This window comes from Dinoroseobacter sp. S76, assembly GCF_049801095.1.
GTDB lineage: Bacteria > Pseudomonadota > Alphaproteobacteria > Rhodobacterales > Rhodobacteraceae > Dinoroseobacter.
Map to the genome: position 1 here is coordinate 115,670 of NZ_JBNAGH010000001.1, position 15,214 is coordinate 130,883.

15 protein-coding genes are annotated in these 15,214 nt (G+C 63.9%); 9 read left to right on the top strand and 6 right to left on the bottom strand.

All coding sequences use genetic code 11. From position 1 onward, the window contains the following. Positions 1-37: 37 nt before the first annotated feature. Positions 38-1,276, top strand: coding sequence for an aspartate kinase (locus ACP153_RS00655; RefSeq protein ID WP_424969033.1), 1,239 nt, complete (start codon positions 38-40; stop codon positions 1,274-1,276). Positions 1,277-1,498: 222 nt separating this feature from the next. Next, positions 1,499-3,742 (top strand): phosphoenolpyruvate--protein phosphotransferase, encoded by a 2,244-nt coding sequence (gene ptsP, locus ACP153_RS00660; protein ID WP_424969034.1) that lies wholly within the window; start codon positions 1,499-1,501, stop codon positions 3,740-3,742. 4 nt (positions 3,743-3,746) lie between these two features. On the opposite strand, the gene ACP153_RS00665 is transcribed toward ptsP, so the two are convergent. Together ACP153_RS00665 and ACP153_RS00670 are read right to left on the bottom strand one after the other, a co-directional pair. Next, positions 3,747-4,514: a vWA domain-containing protein gene (locus ACP153_RS00665; RefSeq protein ID WP_424969035.1), complete on the bottom strand. Its 768-nt coding sequence runs from the start codon at positions 4,512-4,514 to the stop codon at positions 3,747-3,749. Between the two features lie 73 nt (positions 4,515-4,587). Continuing rightward, on the bottom strand, positions 4,588-5,079 hold the full coding sequence (locus ACP153_RS00670; protein ID WP_424969036.1) for a GNAT family N-acetyltransferase: 492 nt from the start codon (positions 5,077-5,079) through the stop codon (positions 4,588-4,590). Positions 5,080-5,155: 76 nt separating this feature from the next. Here ACP153_RS00670 and ACP153_RS00675 point away from each other — a divergent pair, with 76 nt between their 5' ends. Beyond that, positions 5,156-5,761, top strand: a complete 606-nt coding sequence (locus ACP153_RS00675; RefSeq protein WP_424969037.1) for a flavin reductase family protein — start codon at positions 5,156-5,158, stop codon at positions 5,759-5,761. 7 nt (positions 5,762-5,768) lie between these two features. Here the strand turns inward: ACP153_RS00675 and ACP153_RS00680 are convergent, their stop codons facing one another. Both ACP153_RS00680 and ACP153_RS00685 read right to left on the bottom strand, forming a co-directional pair. Next, positions 5,769-6,044, bottom strand: a complete 276-nt coding sequence (locus ACP153_RS00680) for a peptidase (protein WP_424969038.1) — start codon at positions 6,042-6,044, stop codon at positions 5,769-5,771. Positions 6,045-6,163: 119 nt separating this feature from the next. Beyond that, positions 6,164-7,768 carry a SulP family inorganic anion transporter gene (locus ACP153_RS00685; RefSeq protein ID WP_424969039.1) on the bottom strand — a complete coding sequence of 535 codons (1,605 nt, stop codon included), beginning with the start codon at positions 7,766-7,768 and terminating at the stop codon, positions 6,164-6,166. Between the two features lie 237 nt (positions 7,769-8,005). Between ACP153_RS00685 and ACP153_RS00690 the strand changes: the two genes are divergently transcribed. The 6 genes from ACP153_RS00690 to ACP153_RS00715 all read left to right on the top strand — a co-directional run bounded on the left by ACP153_RS00690 (position 8,006) and on the right by ACP153_RS00715 (position 13,020). After that, on the top strand, positions 8,006-8,968 hold the full coding sequence (locus ACP153_RS00690; protein ID WP_424969040.1) for a calcium-binding protein: 963 nt from the start codon (positions 8,006-8,008) through the stop codon (positions 8,966-8,968). Positions 8,969-9,033: 65 nt separating this feature from the next. Further along, positions 9,034-9,912, top strand: a complete 879-nt coding sequence (locus tag ACP153_RS00695; protein ID WP_424969041.1) for an S-methyl-5'-thioadenosine phosphorylase — start codon at positions 9,034-9,036, stop codon at positions 9,910-9,912. 133 nt (positions 9,913-10,045) lie between these two features. Then, positions 10,046-10,336 (top strand): ribbon-helix-helix domain-containing protein, encoded by a 291-nt coding sequence (locus ACP153_RS00700; protein ID WP_424969042.1) that lies wholly within the window; start codon positions 10,046-10,048, stop codon positions 10,334-10,336. Between the two features lie 125 nt (positions 10,337-10,461). Further along, positions 10,462-10,857: a VOC family protein gene (locus ACP153_RS00705; protein WP_424969043.1), complete on the top strand. Its 396-nt coding sequence runs from the start codon at positions 10,462-10,464 to the stop codon at positions 10,855-10,857. A gap of 54 nt (positions 10,858-10,911) precedes the next feature. Beyond that, on the top strand, positions 10,912-11,436 hold the full coding sequence (locus ACP153_RS00710; RefSeq protein WP_424969044.1) for a Twin-arginine translocation pathway signal: 525 nt from the start codon (positions 10,912-10,914) through the stop codon (positions 11,434-11,436). Positions 11,437-11,451: 15 nt separating this feature from the next. Further along, complete coding sequence (locus ACP153_RS00715; protein ID WP_424969045.1) at positions 11,452-13,020, top strand: GMC family oxidoreductase; 1,569 nt, start codon at positions 11,452-11,454, stop codon at positions 13,018-13,020. 227 nt (positions 13,021-13,247) lie between these two features. Here the strand turns inward: ACP153_RS00715 and ACP153_RS00720 are convergent, their stop codons facing one another. Continuing rightward, positions 13,248-14,018 carry a hypothetical protein gene (locus tag ACP153_RS00720; RefSeq protein ID WP_424969046.1) on the bottom strand — a complete coding sequence of 257 codons (771 nt, stop codon included), beginning with the start codon at positions 14,016-14,018 and terminating at the stop codon, positions 13,248-13,250. A gap of 246 nt (positions 14,019-14,264) precedes the next feature. Next, a complete protein-coding gene (locus tag ACP153_RS00725) occupies positions 14,265-14,984 on the bottom strand; it encodes a hypothetical protein (RefSeq protein ID WP_424969047.1) in 720 nt (239 codons plus the stop codon). Positions 14,985-15,214 lie beyond the last annotated feature (230 nt).

A 15,214-nucleotide genomic window follows, 5' to 3' on the forward strand; every position in this document is an offset into this window, starting at 1 on the left:
CCTACACGGCGGCGGAACGTGAGGACGGAAGACGCATATGTCCATTCTGGTGATGAAATTCGGCGGCACTTCGGTGGCCGATCTCGACAAGATCAAGAACGCGGCGACCAAGGTCAAACGCGAGGTGGATCGGGGCCATAAGGTCATCGTGATCGTCTCGGCCATGTCGGGCAAGACCAACGAGCTGGTGGGCTGGGTCAACCAGACCTCGCCGCTCTATGATGCGCGCGAATATGACGCCGTGGTCTCCTCGGGCGAGAATGTGACGGCGGGCCTCATGGCGCTCACCTTGCAGGAAATGGAGGTGCCTGCACGCTCCTGGCAGGGCTGGCAGGTGCCGCTCAAGACCAACTCCGCCCATGCCGCCGCCCGGATCGAAGAGATCCCGCGTGAAAACCTCGACGCGAAATTCGATGAAGGCATGCAGGTCGCGGTGATCGCGGGCTTTCAGGGGCTGAGCCCCGAAGGCCGGATCACCACCCTGGGCCGGGGTGGGTCGGACACCACCGCGGTGGCCTTTGCCGCAGCCTTCGATGCCATGCGCTGCGACATCTACACGGATGTGGACGGGGTCTACACCACGGATCCGCGCATCGAGGACAAGGCCTGCAAGCTCGAAAAGATCGCCTATGAGGAGATGCTGGAGCTCGCCTCGCTCGGCGCCAAGGTGCTCCAGACCCGCTCGGTCGAGCTGGCCATGCGGTTCAAGGTCCCCCTGCGGGTCCTGTCGAGCTTTGAAGAAAATAACGAGAATTCCGGCACTCTGGTCTGCGATGAGGAAGAGATTATGGAAAGCAATGTTGTCTCCGGCGTCGCCTATTCCCGCGATGAAGCGAAAATGACCCTGATCTCTGTGGCCGACCGGCCCGGGATCGCTGCGGCGATCTTTGGTCCCCTTTCGGAGGCGGGCGTGAATGTCGACATGATCGTGCAGAACATCTCGGAAGATGGCCGCACGGACATGACCTTTTCCTGCCCCACGGATCAGGTGATGCGGGCCGAGCGCGCGATCAAGGAAGCCAAGGAACTGGGCGAGATCAACTTCCAGGAGCTCGTGGCCGACACGGATGTGGCCAAGGTCTCGGTGGTCGGGATCGGCATGCGCAGCCATGCGGGTGTCGCGGCCCAGATGTTCCAGGCGCTGCGCGATGAGGGCATCAATATCCGCGTGATCACCACGTCCGAGATCAAGATCTCGGTGCTGATCGAGCGCAAGTACATGGAGCTCGCGGTGCAGGCGCTCCACGACGCGTTCGAGCTCGACAAGGCCGCCTGAGGCCACGCGGCGCCACGGCATTTCGGGCGTCTTCTGCCGCCCGGTTTTGCGTCTCCGGCTCAAAAATGAGCCGGGACGTGTCAATTTCGCGCCCGGCCTGCGCAGCTGGCGGCACCGCCTGCGAGGCTGCGCAATTTCCGTTCCCATGCTCTGACGAATATGGTCTAACCGATCCGAGGACACCGGCTCCGGGGGTCCTAGACGAGGGATCAAGGCGCAGGAATGCCCGACACCATGGAAACCGAAAGCCGCAAGCTTCTCAGACGCTTGCAGGCGACGCTTGCCGAGGCGGGCGCCGGTCAGGAACGGCTGGACCGGATCACGCATCTGATCGCGGACAGCATGCGGACCGAGGTCTGTTCGATCTATTTGTTTCGCGATGCGGACACGTTGGAGCTCTGTGCGACCGAGGGTTTGAACCCCGAAGCGGTGCACCAGACGCGGATGCGGATCGGCGAAGGTCTGGTGGGTCGCGTGGCGCGCAAGAACCGCCCCCTGAACACCGCGGACGCGCCGGGGACCGAGGGCTTTCGCTATATGCCAGAGACTGGCGAGGAGGTGTTTTCCAGCTTCCTCGGCGTGCCCGTGCAGCGGCTGGGCGAGACGCTCGGTGTGCTCGTGGTGCAATCTCGCGCGCAGCGGGAATACTCCACCGACGAGGTCTATGCGCTCGAAGTGGTGGCCATGGTGCTGGCCGAGATGAAGGAGCTTGGCGCCTTCACGGGCGAAGGGGCCGCGCTGGCCGCCCCGCATCAGAACGCCTTCATGATCAAGGGCGGCGTCGCGCAAGAAGGCATCGCCCAGGGGCATGTCTATCTGCATGAGCCGCGAGTGGTGATCACCAATCTCGTCTCCGATGACCCGGAGGCAGAGCTGGCCCGCCTGCGCGAGGCCGTCGATCAGCTGCGCGTCTCCGTGGATGAGATGCTCGACACTGCCTCGACCCAAGATACCGAGCAGCTCCAGATCCTAGAAGCCTATCGCATGTTCGCCAATTCCCGGGGCTGGATGCGGCGTATGGAGGAAAGCCTTGTGAGCGGCCTATCCGCCGAGGCCGCCGTCGAGAAGGAGCAATCCGCCGCCCGCACCCGGATGGAGCAGGTGCCCGATGCCTATCTGCGCGAGCGGCTCCATGATCTGGACGATCTGTCGAACCGTCTGTTGCGGCTCCTGACCGGGCAGGGTTCCGAGACCGGGGCCGAGATCCCCGTGGATCCGATCCTCGTTGCGCGCAATATCGGGCCCGGCGAGCTGCTGGATTACGGTCGGGCGCTGAAGGGGATCATCCTTGAGGAAGGCTCTGTCGGCAGCCATGCGGCGATCGTCGCGCGCGCCCTGGCGATCCCGCTGATCGTCAATGCCAAGCGGATCACGACCGAGGCGCTCAATGGTGATCTGGTGCTGATCGATGGCGAACAGGGCATCGTGCATCTGCGCCCTGACGAGACCGTGCAGGCCGCCTTCCGCGACAAGAGCGCGATGCAGGCCAAAGCCCAGGAGCGCTATGCGTCGCTGCGGGACAAGCCGGCTGTGACCCAATGCGGCACCGAGATCTCGCTCAACATGAATGCGGGCCTTATGGCCGATCTGCCCTCCCTGCCCACGTCGGGGGCGGAGGGTGTGGGCCTCTTTCGCACGGAGCTGCAATTCCTGACCCGGCCCAAAGTGCCCAAGCGCTCGGAGTTGGCGCAGCATTACGCGCGGGTTCTGGACGCCGCCGGAGAGAAGCGGGTGGTGTTCCGCACGCTCGATATCGGGTCGGACAAGGTCCTGCCCTATATGAAGCCACAGGATGAGCCGAACCCAGCCCTCGGCTGGCGCGCGATCCGCGTCGGGCTCGACAAGCCGGGCGTCATGCGGATGCAATTGCAGGCGCTCATCCGGGGGGCGAATGGTCGGCCCCTGACCTTGATGTTTCCCTTCGTCGCCCAGCTCGAGGAATTCACCCGCGCGCGCGACTACCTGATGCGGGAACTGGACCGCGAAGCCTCCCTCGGGCGGGTCCTGCCGGAAAAGGTCGAGGTGGGTGCGATGCTCGAAACACCGAGCCTTGCCTTCTCGCCAAACTCCTTCTTCGAGATGGCGGATTTCATCTCCATCGGCGGCAATGACCTCAAGCAGTTCTTCTTTGCTGCCGACCGCGAGAATGAGCGCGTGCGCCGCCGCTATGACACACTAAACGTCTCTTTCCTGAGCCTGATCGAGCTCATCGTGAGCCGCTGCCGCGATGTCGGCACACCGGTCAGTTTCTGCGGCGAGGATGCGGGCCGCCCGATCGAGGCGCTGTGCTTCTCGGCGATGGGGCTGCGGTCGCTCTCCATGCGGCCGGCCTCCATCGGGCCGGTAAAGCACCTCCTGCGCCGCTGCGATCTGCGCGAGGCCCGCGCGGTGATCACCGAGGCGCGCGCTTCGGGCGCCATGACCGTGCGCCCTGCCGTGATGGAATGGCTGCGCCACCAGAACTGAGCGCCTAGCCCGGCAGTACGCCCCCGGACAGATCGGGTCCGCGACCGAAGATCGGACAGCCCAGCGTCGTCTGCAGCGCCGTGATCAGCTCATCCACCGTCTCAGTCGTCAGGTAGAGCCCCCCGGTCTGATCCGCGAGGCAGCGCGCCACGGTCTGCCCCTCGCGGTAGTCATGCTGGTTCTCGCTGTCCCAGCTGAAATGCTCGCCCCGCAGCTTGAAGCCAATCACATGCACGGTCAGGTCATGGGCCTCCGCCGAAAGGCTCGCAGCCAGCTGACAGGGCGCGCCACCGCAGGTCTCCTTGCCGTCGGTGACCAGCACCACGACACCCGCGCGGTCGCGGTAGCCCAGCGCCTCGGCAGCGCGGGCGACCGAGGCCGTCAGGGGCGTGTTGCCCGACGGGGCCAGCGCGTCGATCTCGGCAATCATGCGCGGGGCCGCATCGGGGATCGGCGCGAAGCGCAGGTCGATATTGCTGCAGGCCTCGCGTGGGCCGGGCCCGTAGATCAAGAGCCCCAGATTGCGGAACGGCGCCACTTGCGGCATGGCGCGGCGCACGGCTCGGCGGGCAGCGAAGATCCGCGGCTCATCCATCAGGTTGAAGCCCATCTCGGACATGGAGCCTGAGCCATCGAAGACGACAATCGCATCCTCGGAACAGCCCTGCGCCGCGTGGAGCGACGGGGGCGCACCCACAAGGCTCACACCGATCAGGGTGAGGGAGGCCAGAAGGCGCGCACGGATCCGTGAGGGGGCAAAGGGGACCGTCATAGGGCCAGCCTGCCATGGCGGCCCCGGCTCTGTCTATGCGACTGGGGTCGTGGTCTGGCTCAGGCCGCGGCAGTCAGGCAGCGGCGGTGACAGGGCCCCGAACACCGTCCCACGCGCCGTCGGTCAAAGCGTGGATCAGCACCCGCTCCGGGTTCGTGGGGGGCGGCATCTCCACCCCGTCGGCCTTGGCGAACCCGAACCGGCTGTAATAGGGCGCGTCTCCGACGAGCAGGACCCGGGACCAGCCAAGGGATGCGGCTTTCTCAAGCCCCGCCTGGATCAAAAGCGCGCCCAGCCCCTCCCCCTGACGGGTCGGGTGGACCGCGACAGGCCCAAGGAGCAGCGCCTCCGCCCCGCCCACGCGGATCGGCCAGAACCGGATCGCCCCGCCGATCCCGCCCAGCACATTGTCGATGCTCGGCGCCACGAGGCAGAGCTCGGCCACGGGCGGCACCCCGTCGCGCAGCCGGTAGGAGGAGAGCGCCTCCCGCCCCGGCGCAAAGCAGAGATCGAAGAGCGCTTCGACCTCCCACCAGTCGCCGGTCTGTTCCTGCCTCAGTTGCACGTGGTCTGGTTCCGTTTTTCGCTGGCCTCGCGCCTAACACAGGCGTTAGGTGATGCGCAAACAGCGAGGAGGACACATGTTTTACCGTCCCGAGCAGGGCCATGACCTGCCCCATAACCCGTTCAACGCCATCGTCACGCCGCGCCCCATTGGCTGGATCTCGAGCCGGGGCGCCGATGGCCGGGACAATCTCGCGCCCTATTCGTTCTTCAACGCCGTGGCCTATGTCCCGCCGCAGGTGATGTTCGCTTCCACCTCCGCCAAGGAGGATCGCGGCGACACCAAGGACAGCGTCGCCAATATCCGCGAGACCGGGGTATTTTGCGTCAACATTGTCTCCTACGCGTTGCGCGATGTGATGAATGTGAGCTCGGGAGCCTACGGCGCGGAAGTAGACGAGTTCCAGAAGGCCGGGCTCGAGAAGGCCGACTGCGAGACGATCGCCTGCGCCCGGGTCGCGGCGTCGCCAGCGAACCTCGAATGCAAGCTGACCCAGATCGTGCAGCTTCCGGGCGCGGCCAATTTCGTCGTCTTCGGCGAGGTCACGGGTGTCCATATGCGCGACGAGCATATCGTCGACGGCCGCTTTGACGTGACCACCTATCGCCCGCTCTCGCGGCTCGGCTACCGGGACTATGCCTGCGTCGACAACCTCTTCTCGCTGGCGCGGCCCGACGACTGAGCGGGCCTCAAGCCCCCAGCACCGCGTAGCGCGCGAGGCCATAGATATAGAGCGCGGTGAAGAGGATGTTGATGTATTTCAACTGCCGCTCGCCGTGGAGCCAGGCGCAGAGGATCCAGATCAGGCAGAAGGGCAAGCCGAGGATCATCGGCCAGGGATGCCAGTTCTGCACGATGGCGATGGTGCTGGTCACGCCCAGCAGCAGGGCGACCCATTTGAGACGTTGTTCGTGGCGGAGCAACCAGGCCTCCACCAGAGACGAGAACGGAGGACGCACAATCATGGCGCGCGACACCTTTCCAAGAGTTACAGAGATGTGGGGGGACGGGTCCTCACTGCCACCCGTCACCTGATGCTGTAATCCGGAACGCGCCCCTCTGGCAAGGGGCGCGCCCTGCGACGCTAGTGCCCTGCCCCGAGAATGCCGGTCTTGACCGAGTAGTTGGCGGCAATTGCGTAATCCGGGTCATCATCGCTGTCGATCATCAGCTGGCCCGCCTTGCTCAGCAGCTGGTGGCAATCCTTGCTCAGATGGCGCAGCTGCAACGTCTTGCCCGCCTCGGCGTATTTCGCGGCCATGGCCTCGATCGCGGTCAGGGCCGACTGGTCCACCACGCGGCTATCGGCGAAATCGACGATCACCATGGAGGGGTCCTTGGAGACGTCAAAGAGCTCTACAAACCCGGCGGAGGAGCCAAAGAAGAGCGGGCCCTGAACCTGATAGACCTTGGCCCCTTCGGGCGTGTCATAGGTTTTGGCGTGGATCCGCGACGCGTTGTTCCAGGCATAGGCCAGAGCCGAGACGATCACGCCCACGACCACCGCGATGGCAAGGTCGGTGAGCACGGTGACGACCGTGACCAGCACGATGACCAACGCATCGGTCAGCGGCACCCGGCGCAGGATCGTCAAGGATTGCCAGGCAAAGGTGCCGATCACCACCATGAACATCACGCCCACAAGGGCGGCGAGCGGGATCTGCTCGATCAGGGGCGAGGCCGCCACGATGAAGAGCAGCAGGAAAAGTGCAGCCGCCACCCCGGCGATCCGCGTGCGCCCGCCGGATTTCACGTTGATCATCGACTGGCCGATCATCGCACAACCGCCCATGCCCCCGAAGAAACCGGTGACCGTGTTGGCGACACCTTGGGCGATGCATTCCTGGCTCGCCCCACCGCGCTTGCCGGTGATCTCTCCGACGAGGTTGAGGGTCAGCAGGCTCTCGATCAGGCCGATCGCTGCGAGGATGAAGGCATAGGGCGCGATGATCTGCAGCGTTTCAAGGTTGAGCGGCACCATGGGGATATGGAAGCTCGGCAGCCCGCCCTGGATCGAGGCCATATCGCCCACGCGCGGCACGTCGATCCCGAAGACGATGACGAGGACCGCCACGATCCCAATCCCGGCCAGCGGTGCTGGCACCACGCGGGTCAGTTTCGGCATCCCCCAGATGATCACCATGGTCAGCGCCACAAGCGCCAGCATCATGACCAGCGGCCAACCGGTCATCCAGACCAGCTCGCCCGCCTCATTGGGCACGCGGAACTGCGTCAGCTGTGCCAGGAAAATCACGATGGCAAGGCCGTTCACAAAGCCCAGCATCACCGGATGGGGCACGAGCCGGATAAACTTGCCCAGTTTGAAGATGCCAGAGAGGATCTGCAAGATCCCCATCAAAACCACGGTCGCAAAGAGGTATTCGACCCCGTGCTCGGCCACCAGCGCCACCATGACCACAGCCAGCGCACCCGTCGCGCCGGAGATCATGCCCGGCCGTCCACCGATCAGCGCGGTGATCAGGCCCACGATGAAGGCCGCGTAAAGGCCCACCAGCGGGTGCACCCCCGCCACAAAGGCAAACGCCACGGCCTCGGGCACCAGGGCCAGAGCCACGGTCAGACCGGAGAGGATCTCAATCCGCCAGCGGGCGGGGCTGAGGGTCTCGGCCTCGGTCGGGCTGGAAAACGCAAGACGATTGGCGAAGGACGCCAGCAAAGCTCGGGCCACGGGGAAACCTCGGGATGGGGATGGGGGCTGCGCGCGACTTAGCGGGTTTGGGCCGCTCTGCCTAGCCCTGAGATGCAATGCCGCACTGCAAGGAGCGCAAGGCAGATGTGCCCGGCTGGAGGCGTTTTGCACCAGCGCCATGCGCCACCGCGCCGGGACCGGGCGCGCCTCAGCCCATGCCCCGTATCGCCCGGAGCCGATTTGAGGTATCCTCCCAGCCCGAGGGAGGAGGGTCCCATGCCCAGACTGAGATTTGCCTCGAATGTGGTCGGCTCGATTGACGCGGTCCCATTCCATCTCGAGGCGCTTGTCCTCGACGCCACGTTGCAGAGCCTGTCGGATCGCGAGGCGGTGCTGACCTTTCGTCCGGGCAGCACGGATCTGACCTATATCGCGACGGGGCTGAACCTCGCCAGTACGCCCGATCCGGGGGGTGGCACGAGCCTCTCGGGCCTGCTGACGGGCTTGCGGGTCGAAACCCCGAGCGGGCTCTTGGTCGAGATGGACCGGCTCTTTCTGCCTCTCGACAGTCTGACCGCCGCCGCAGAGGCGGATCGCGCAGGCAGTGATCCAGGTGCTGTGGAAGAGATCGTCCTCGGCCTCGACTGGTCCTTTCGAGGATCCCCCCCGGGCACGTTCCAGCCCCGGGATGCGGTCAATGATGATGGGGTCGTGCTGAACATGCGCGGTGACGACACAGTCATTCTTGAGGATGGCGCGGATACGTTCTGGCTGGGCGATGGGCGCGATCTGGCCCGGGGCGGCGGCGGCGACGATGGGCTGGCCGGTGGTAATGGCGATGACATCCTCTTTGGCGAGACGGGCGCCGACGCGCTGGAAGGGGATGCGGGCGATGATATCCTGATCGGCGGTGCAGGGGGCGATCTGCTCCGCGGTGGAGCCGGGAATGATCGGCTGGTCGGCGACGCTGGGGTCGATGTGCTCGAAGGCGGCGCGGACAATGATCTGCTTCTGGGGGGCAATGGCGAGGACACGTTCCGCTTTTTCGCAGGTGACGGGTTCGACGTGATCGCGGATTTCGAAGTCGAGGCCGACCTGATCCAGATCGCGGGCGAAAGCGGCGCGGTCTCCGTGATCGACACGGGCGCGGGCGCCCTCATCCGCGGCGACGATGTCACGGTGCTGGTTCTGAACACATCCGCCGTCAGCCTCGATGACAGCAATCTGCTCCTGCTGTAGCCACAGCCATTGACGTGCCCGAATGCGCTGCCTAGCCATGAAGGCAGAGACAACAGGGGGCACATATGCAGACTTATCTGGGCATCATCGGCGGATCCGGACTTTACGAGATCGAGGGGCTCGAGAACCCCACCTGGCAGGAGGTCGAGAGCCCCTGGGGCGCGCCTTCGGATGCGATCCTGACCGGTGAGCTCGACGGCGTGAAGATGGCCTTCCTGCCCCGGCACGGGCGCGGCCATGTCCACTCGCCCACAACGGTGCCCTACCGCGCCAATATCGACGCGCTGAAGCGGCTGGGCGTGACGGATGTGATCTCCGTCAGTGCCTGCGGATCGTTCCGCGAAGAGATGGCGCCCGGGGATTTCGTGATCGTGGACCAGTTCATCGACCGCACCTTCGCGCGCGAGAAGTCCTTCTTCGGCACGGGCTGCGTCGCCCATGTGAGCGTGGCGCATCCGACCTGCCCCCGGCTCGGCGCGGCCTGCCTCGCGGCGGCCAAGGCGGGCGGGATCAATGTCCATGACGGCGGCACCTATCTGGCCATGGAGGGCCCGCAGTTTTCGAGCCTCGCCGAGAGCAAGATGTACCGCGAAAGCTGGGGCTGCGACGTGATCGGCATGACCAACATGCCCGAAGCCAAGCTCGCCCGCGAGGCGGAGCTTTGCTATGCGAGCGTCGCCATGATCACCGATTATGACAGCTGGCATCCGGACCATGGCGAGGTGGATGTGACCGAGATCATCAAGACGCTCATGGGCAATTCGGAAAAGGCCAAGGGGCTGGTGGCCCGCCTGCCCGGCCTGCTGGGAGCCGAGCGGGAGCTTTGCGAGCATGGTTGCGACCGTGCGCTGGAGTTTGCGGTGATGACCGCCCCGGAGAAACGCGACCCGGCGCTTGTGGCCAAGCTTGACGCCGTCGCGGGCCGGGTCCTGACACCGGCCTGACCGCCCGGCCCTGCGACCTGCCCTTCGACCCGGCGCGCCCACCGCGTCGGGCCCCGACCTTCGCGCAATGGACAGGTTTCCCTCCGCGCGCTACCTTTTGCCCACAGGGACAAGGTGTTTCAGGGGGGTCAGCATGTGCCAGATATTTTCCCATCAGGATCCGGACCGCTATGCGTGCACCACGCGGCGGCTCAGACTGAACGGGCAAAGCACATCGATCCGGCTTGAAAACAGCTTCTGGGCGATCCTCGACACGATTGCCGAGGCCGAGGGCACCAGCACGCCCGCCTTCATCTCGACCCTGCATTCCGAAGTGCTCGAGGCGCGCGGCGAGCCTGCGAATTTCACCTCGCTCCTGCGCTGTACGGCCCTGCTCTATATCGAGACACAAAAGGCCCCGGAAGCCGGGATCGCAGCGGAATAACCTGCCGCGCACCGCTCGCCTCGAGCGATCTGCACAAATTTCAGGCAGTAGTAAAACCTTACTACCTTGGCCAGTTTGCCCCTGCGCTACCCTGATCTCCCATAACAAAACAACGGGAGGTTGGATTGGCCAAGGCAATCCACAGCATGATCCGTGTCCTCGACGAGGCGCGCTCGCTTGCGTTCTACGAAAAGGCCTTCGGCCTCACCATCGCCGAACGACGCGAATTCGATGACTTCATCCTGATCTATCTCAGCAATGACGAGAGCGGCTTCGAGCTGGAACTGACCGTGAACAAGGGGACGACAGAGCCCTATGAGCACGGCAGCGCCTATGGCCATTTCGCGGTCTCGGTTTCGGATGTGGAGGCAGAGCACGCGCGGTTCGAGGCTGAGGGGCTCGCCCCCCGCAAGATTGTCGAGTTCAAGCCCGAGGGCGTGCGGTTCGCGAAATTCTTCTTCGTGGCCGACCCCGATGGTTATCAGATCGAGGTGCTCGAGCGCGGCGGGCGCTTTCAATAAAACAGACAGCCGCGCGGCAGGGAGGCCGCAGCGGCGCGCAATGGGAGGAAAAACATGATTGACACCAAAGGCCCCAAAGGCCTGACACGGCGCCAGCTCTTGGCGCGGGCAACCGCGGCCAGTGCCAGCTTCGTGGTCGGGAGCGGCTTTGTCGCCGCAAAAGACGCCGCCTGGGCGACGGAACTGAGCGCGCTCAAGCCCGAGACCTTTGCGACCCTCGTGCAGATGGCGCGGGACATCTACCCCCACGACCATGTGGGCGACAAGTTCTACGCCGCTGCCGTCAAGGGTTATGACACCGATGATGATGCGGGCACGATCGAGCTCGGGATCTCGGACCTCAATGCCGCGGCGCGCAATGCCGGGCATGGCAGCTACCTCGCCATGGGCTGGGAGCGCGACCGCGTGGATATCCTGCGTGGCATGGAAAACAGCCCCTTCTTCCAACAGATCCGCGGCGGCCTCGTCACCGGTCTCTACAACCAGAAAGACGTCTGGCCCCTCTTTGGCTACGAGGGCGAGAGCTTCTCCAAGGGCGGCTATATCGACCGTGGTTTCGATGACGTGGACTGGGTCTGAGGGGAGGATCTGAACATGACTACATTTGATCTGAACGACGACTCCGTGGTCGTCATCATCGGCACCGGTGCCGGGGGCGGAACGCTCGCCAATGAGCTCGCCAAGAAGGGCGTCAAGGTCGTCTCTCTGGAGGCAGGCGGCTATCACGAGCCCCAGGATTTCATCCAGGACGAATGGGCGAGCTTCGGGCAATTGGCCTGGCTTGATGCCCGCACCACCTCGGGAGACTGGCGGGTGGCCAATGATTTCTCGGGTCTGCCCGCCTGGATCGTGAAATCCGTGGGCGGCTCCACCGTGCACTGGGCCGGGGCCTCCCTGCGGTTCCAGGATCACGAATGGAAGGCGCGCACGACCTATGGCAACGTGCCCGGAGCGTCGCTGCTGGACTGGCCGATCGATGCCGAGGAGATGGCGCCCTGGTATGCGGCCGCCGAGGACAAGATGCATGTGACACGCACGGGCGACCGTCCCGGCCTGCCCGGCAACAACAACTTCAAGGTCTTCGAAGCTGGTGCCAAGGCCATGGGCTATGAGGATGTCCATACGGGCCGCATGGCGATCAAGAGCTCGGACAGCGCCGATGGCACCCCGTGCCAGCAGATGGGCTTCTGTTTCCAGGGCTGCAAGGTCGCGGCCAAGTGGTCGCCCAGCTATGACGAGATCCCGAACGCGCTGGACACCGGCAATTACGAGCTGCGCACCAAGGCCCATGTGCTCAAGATCGAGCATGATGATGCGGGCAAGGTCAGCGGCGTGCTTTATGCGGATGCCGATGGCAACCAGCACCTGCAGAAGGCCCGGGTCGTGGCCGTGGCGGGCAACTCGATCGAGAGCCCGCGGCTCCTGCTGAACTCGGCCTCGTCGATGTTCCCGGACGGGCTCGCCAACAGCTCGGGCCAGGTCGGGCGCAACTACATGCGGCACATGACGGCCTCGGTTTACGCGGTCTTCGACAAGCCCGTGCGCATGTGGCGGGGTACGACCATGGCGGGCATCATCACCGATGAGAGCCGCCATGACCCGTCCCGCGGCTTTGTCGGCGGCTACGAGATGGAGACGCTGAGCCTTGGCCTGCCCTTCATGGCCGCCTTCCTCGATCCCGGCGCCTGGGGACGGGAGTTCACCGCAGCACTGGATGGCTATGAGAACATGGCCGGGATGTGGCTCGTGGGCGAGGACATGCCGCAAGAGACCAATCGCGTGACCCTGAACACCGACGTACTCGACCAATACGGGCTGCCTGCGCCGAATGTGCATTTCGATGATCACCCCAATGACATCGCCATGCGCAACCATGCCTGGCAGCAGGGACAGGCGATCTACGAGTCGGTGGGGGCCACCCGCACCTTCCCGACCCCGCCCTATCCGAGCACCCATAACCTCGGCACGAACCGGATGTCCGAAAAGGCACGGGACGGGGTGGTGAACAAATGGGGACAGACCCATGACATCGCGAACCTCTTCATCTCGGACGGCTCGCAGTTCACGACAGGTGCTGCGGAGAACCCGACCCTGACCATCGTGGCACTGGCCATGCGGCAGGCGGATCACATCGCCAAGGAAATGGCCGCTCAGAACATCTGAGCGACATTTCCAGCCCCAAGATCAGACCACCCGGACACGGGTGGTCTTTTTCGCATCAATCCCATGGGACGGGCATCCGACCGAAGGGCTTGGAACGGGTCCCTTTCCCGCTGCGCTGTCCTGGCGGTTGAAGCGGAATTTCTGGTCTGCTTACCGGCGGAGCACTGCCCGCGTCGCCAATCAGCTCCCCATATGGGCTGGGGGTCGCGCAGAGGGTCCGACCGGGCCTATGCGGGATCAAAGGCACTGTCTTCAAGAACCACGAGAAGCGCACGGGCCTTCATCGCCAAAAACGGAGGCGTGTCGCCGGCAAAGGCAAGCTGCTTAAAGCGTTGATAGAAGCTTTTCGATGTATAGAACGCATGAAGTCTGCTTGTCTGCTGAGGCTCCCAAAAGGCTGTAATCCAGACCTCGCCACCGCCTGGCCCCCTGTCTTTGCACCAGTCGTTCCAGAAACGCTCCACCAGCACAGCGGTCGGAAGCGACGCAATCTGCGCCAGAATTTCGTCGATCGGCCATCCCGCCAGTACGAACATGCACACCATGTCATCGACATGGTGGTCGTAGCGTCTCATCGCATGCCTCAGGTAGCGCTTTCGGAAATCGTCCAAGACGCGCCATTCGGTCTCGCTCCAGTTCTCTTTCTGACCGGTTTGAAAGCGCGAAAGACTAACCTCGAGGCCAACAGAACTGACCTCTTCGCCACATGCCAGGGCCTCAAGAATGCGCGGCAGGAGGTAGCCCCAAACTGACTTGGAGACCCCTCCGGGATCACAGGCTGCGGAGAACCAATCGGAGAGGGCGCGCAAAGGCAGGTCTTCGATGGCAATCTCAAGGAACTCGGCTTCAATTGCTGGATCCATACAGCAGGCTTGGCAAACTTCGAGGCTATGGGGCCTCGGGTATTTGAAAACACGGTAGGCTTCCGCCACAACGTCGTAGAGCGGGTGTTGCGAACCGAGCTTGGCCCCCGTGTCCTCGACTTTCTTTTGTGCCATTTCACAGCCCTTCGCGCCTGGTTTTCGCAGTACGCTAGGACCCGCTCTGCGTTTCGCCAAGCGTGATCGGAGCTCTGGCCCGACCAGCGCAGGAACATCGCGCCAATCGAGCGGCACAGGTAGGTTCACGATCCTCCGAAACTGGCTGTATCCGGACCCGAGAAGCGCCCGCTTTTGTTTGGCCTATTCAAACAAAAAAAAGCCCCCTGAGCAGTCAGGGGGCTTTTGTCGTGATTTTCCTCGACGCTACTGCAGATTGGCCTGCAGGATCGGTTGCCGCTCGATCAGGTTGAGCCGTTGCCGGATCACCGTGTCATAGGGCAAGCCGTTCTGCGTGCATTCCATCTGCATGGTCGCCACCGCTGCCTCGCTCATCTCCAATCCACAGGCTTCGAATTGCGCTTCGGTCACCTGATTGGAAAAGAGGCTCAGGGCATAGGCGACCGTAACTTCGGACACCCGATCCGGATCGCCCTCCTGGAACCCGGGCACCACGCGCTTTTCGACCAGAGAGGCGCGCACGGTGCAGACCGGACGACGGCTGTTCAAGGCCTTGGCCATGTTGCATTCGCAGGACTGGGCCATATCCGCCAGAGGGCTGCCGGATTCCGCGATGGTCGATTTCTCGCCACGGAAGGAGATGGCCCGACGCTCCGTCTCCGCCCCCGGTTCAAACCGGATCAAGCGCGAGAAATCCGCCACCCGGTCCCAGAGGCTGTTGAAATAGACATCCCGCACCTCGCCCCGATCAATCAGGGGCTCGGCGAGGTTCTGATCGCAGATCTTCTCACTGCGCAACCTATCGGGGGAGAGGGCCACGATGTCGCCCGCCTCCACCGCCTCGGGAGATTTCGGCGGATCCAACTGGTGATAGGCAAAGACATCTTCCTCGGAAATCGAGGTCAGCAGATAAAAGGCGAAGAAGGCCGCCACGAAGATCGCGGCGACGGATACAATCCGTTTCATGACAGGCTCCTTATCGGGAACAGCAGCTGCCGGATCCGCAGGGATAGTGGGTCGCGGGACAGGCCTGTGCCATCGGGGCAGTGGACATGAGAACAGAAAGCGCGAAAACCGCGCTGAGCAGATACTTCATTTCAAATCTCCGAATCAACAATTCGTCTTAAAAACGCGCTCTGTTTACCATATTTCACGGCTTCTTGCGACCGGGGGGCATTTGCCCTTGCGTGGCGCGG

What these genes read in the sequence shown, in the direction of transcription:
- ACP153_RS00700 (WP_424969042.1), top strand. Translation starts at nt 10,046, where the DNA reads ATGTGCCAGATATTTTCCCATCAGGATCCGGACCGCTATGCGTGCACC.
- ACP153_RS00690 (WP_424969040.1), top strand. Translation starts at nt 8,006, where the DNA reads ATGCCCAGACTGAGATTTGCCTCGAATGTGGTCGGCTCGATTGACGCG.
- ACP153_RS00680 (WP_424969038.1), bottom strand. Translation starts at nt 6,044, where the DNA reads ATGATTGTGCGTCCTCCGTTCTCGTCTCTGGTGGAGGCCTGGTTGCTC.
- ACP153_RS00725 (WP_424969047.1), bottom strand. Translation starts at nt 14,984, where the DNA reads ATGAAACGGATTGTATCCGTCGCCGCGATCTTCGTGGCGGCCTTCTTC.
- ACP153_RS00665 (WP_424969035.1), bottom strand. Translation starts at nt 4,514, where the DNA reads ATGACGGTCCCCTTTGCCCCCTCACGGATCCGTGCGCGCCTTCTGGCC.
- ACP153_RS00710 (WP_424969044.1), top strand. Translation starts at nt 10,912, where the DNA reads ATGATTGACACCAAAGGCCCCAAAGGCCTGACACGGCGCCAGCTCTTG.
- ptsP (WP_424969034.1), top strand. Translation starts at nt 1,499, where the DNA reads ATGCCCGACACCATGGAAACCGAAAGCCGCAAGCTTCTCAGACGCTTG.
- ACP153_RS00720 (WP_424969046.1), bottom strand. Translation starts at nt 14,018, where the DNA reads ATGGCACAAAAGAAAGTCGAGGACACGGGGGCCAAGCTCGGTTCGCAA.
- ACP153_RS00655 (WP_424969033.1), top strand. Translation starts at nt 38, where the DNA reads ATGTCCATTCTGGTGATGAAATTCGGCGGCACTTCGGTGGCCGATCTC.
- ACP153_RS00675 (WP_424969037.1), top strand. Translation starts at nt 5,156, where the DNA reads ATGTTTTACCGTCCCGAGCAGGGCCATGACCTGCCCCATAACCCGTTC.
- ACP153_RS00715 (WP_424969045.1), top strand. Translation starts at nt 11,452, where the DNA reads ATGACTACATTTGATCTGAACGACGACTCCGTGGTCGTCATCATCGGC.
- ACP153_RS00695 (WP_424969041.1), top strand. Translation starts at nt 9,034, where the DNA reads ATGCAGACTTATCTGGGCATCATCGGCGGATCCGGACTTTACGAGATC.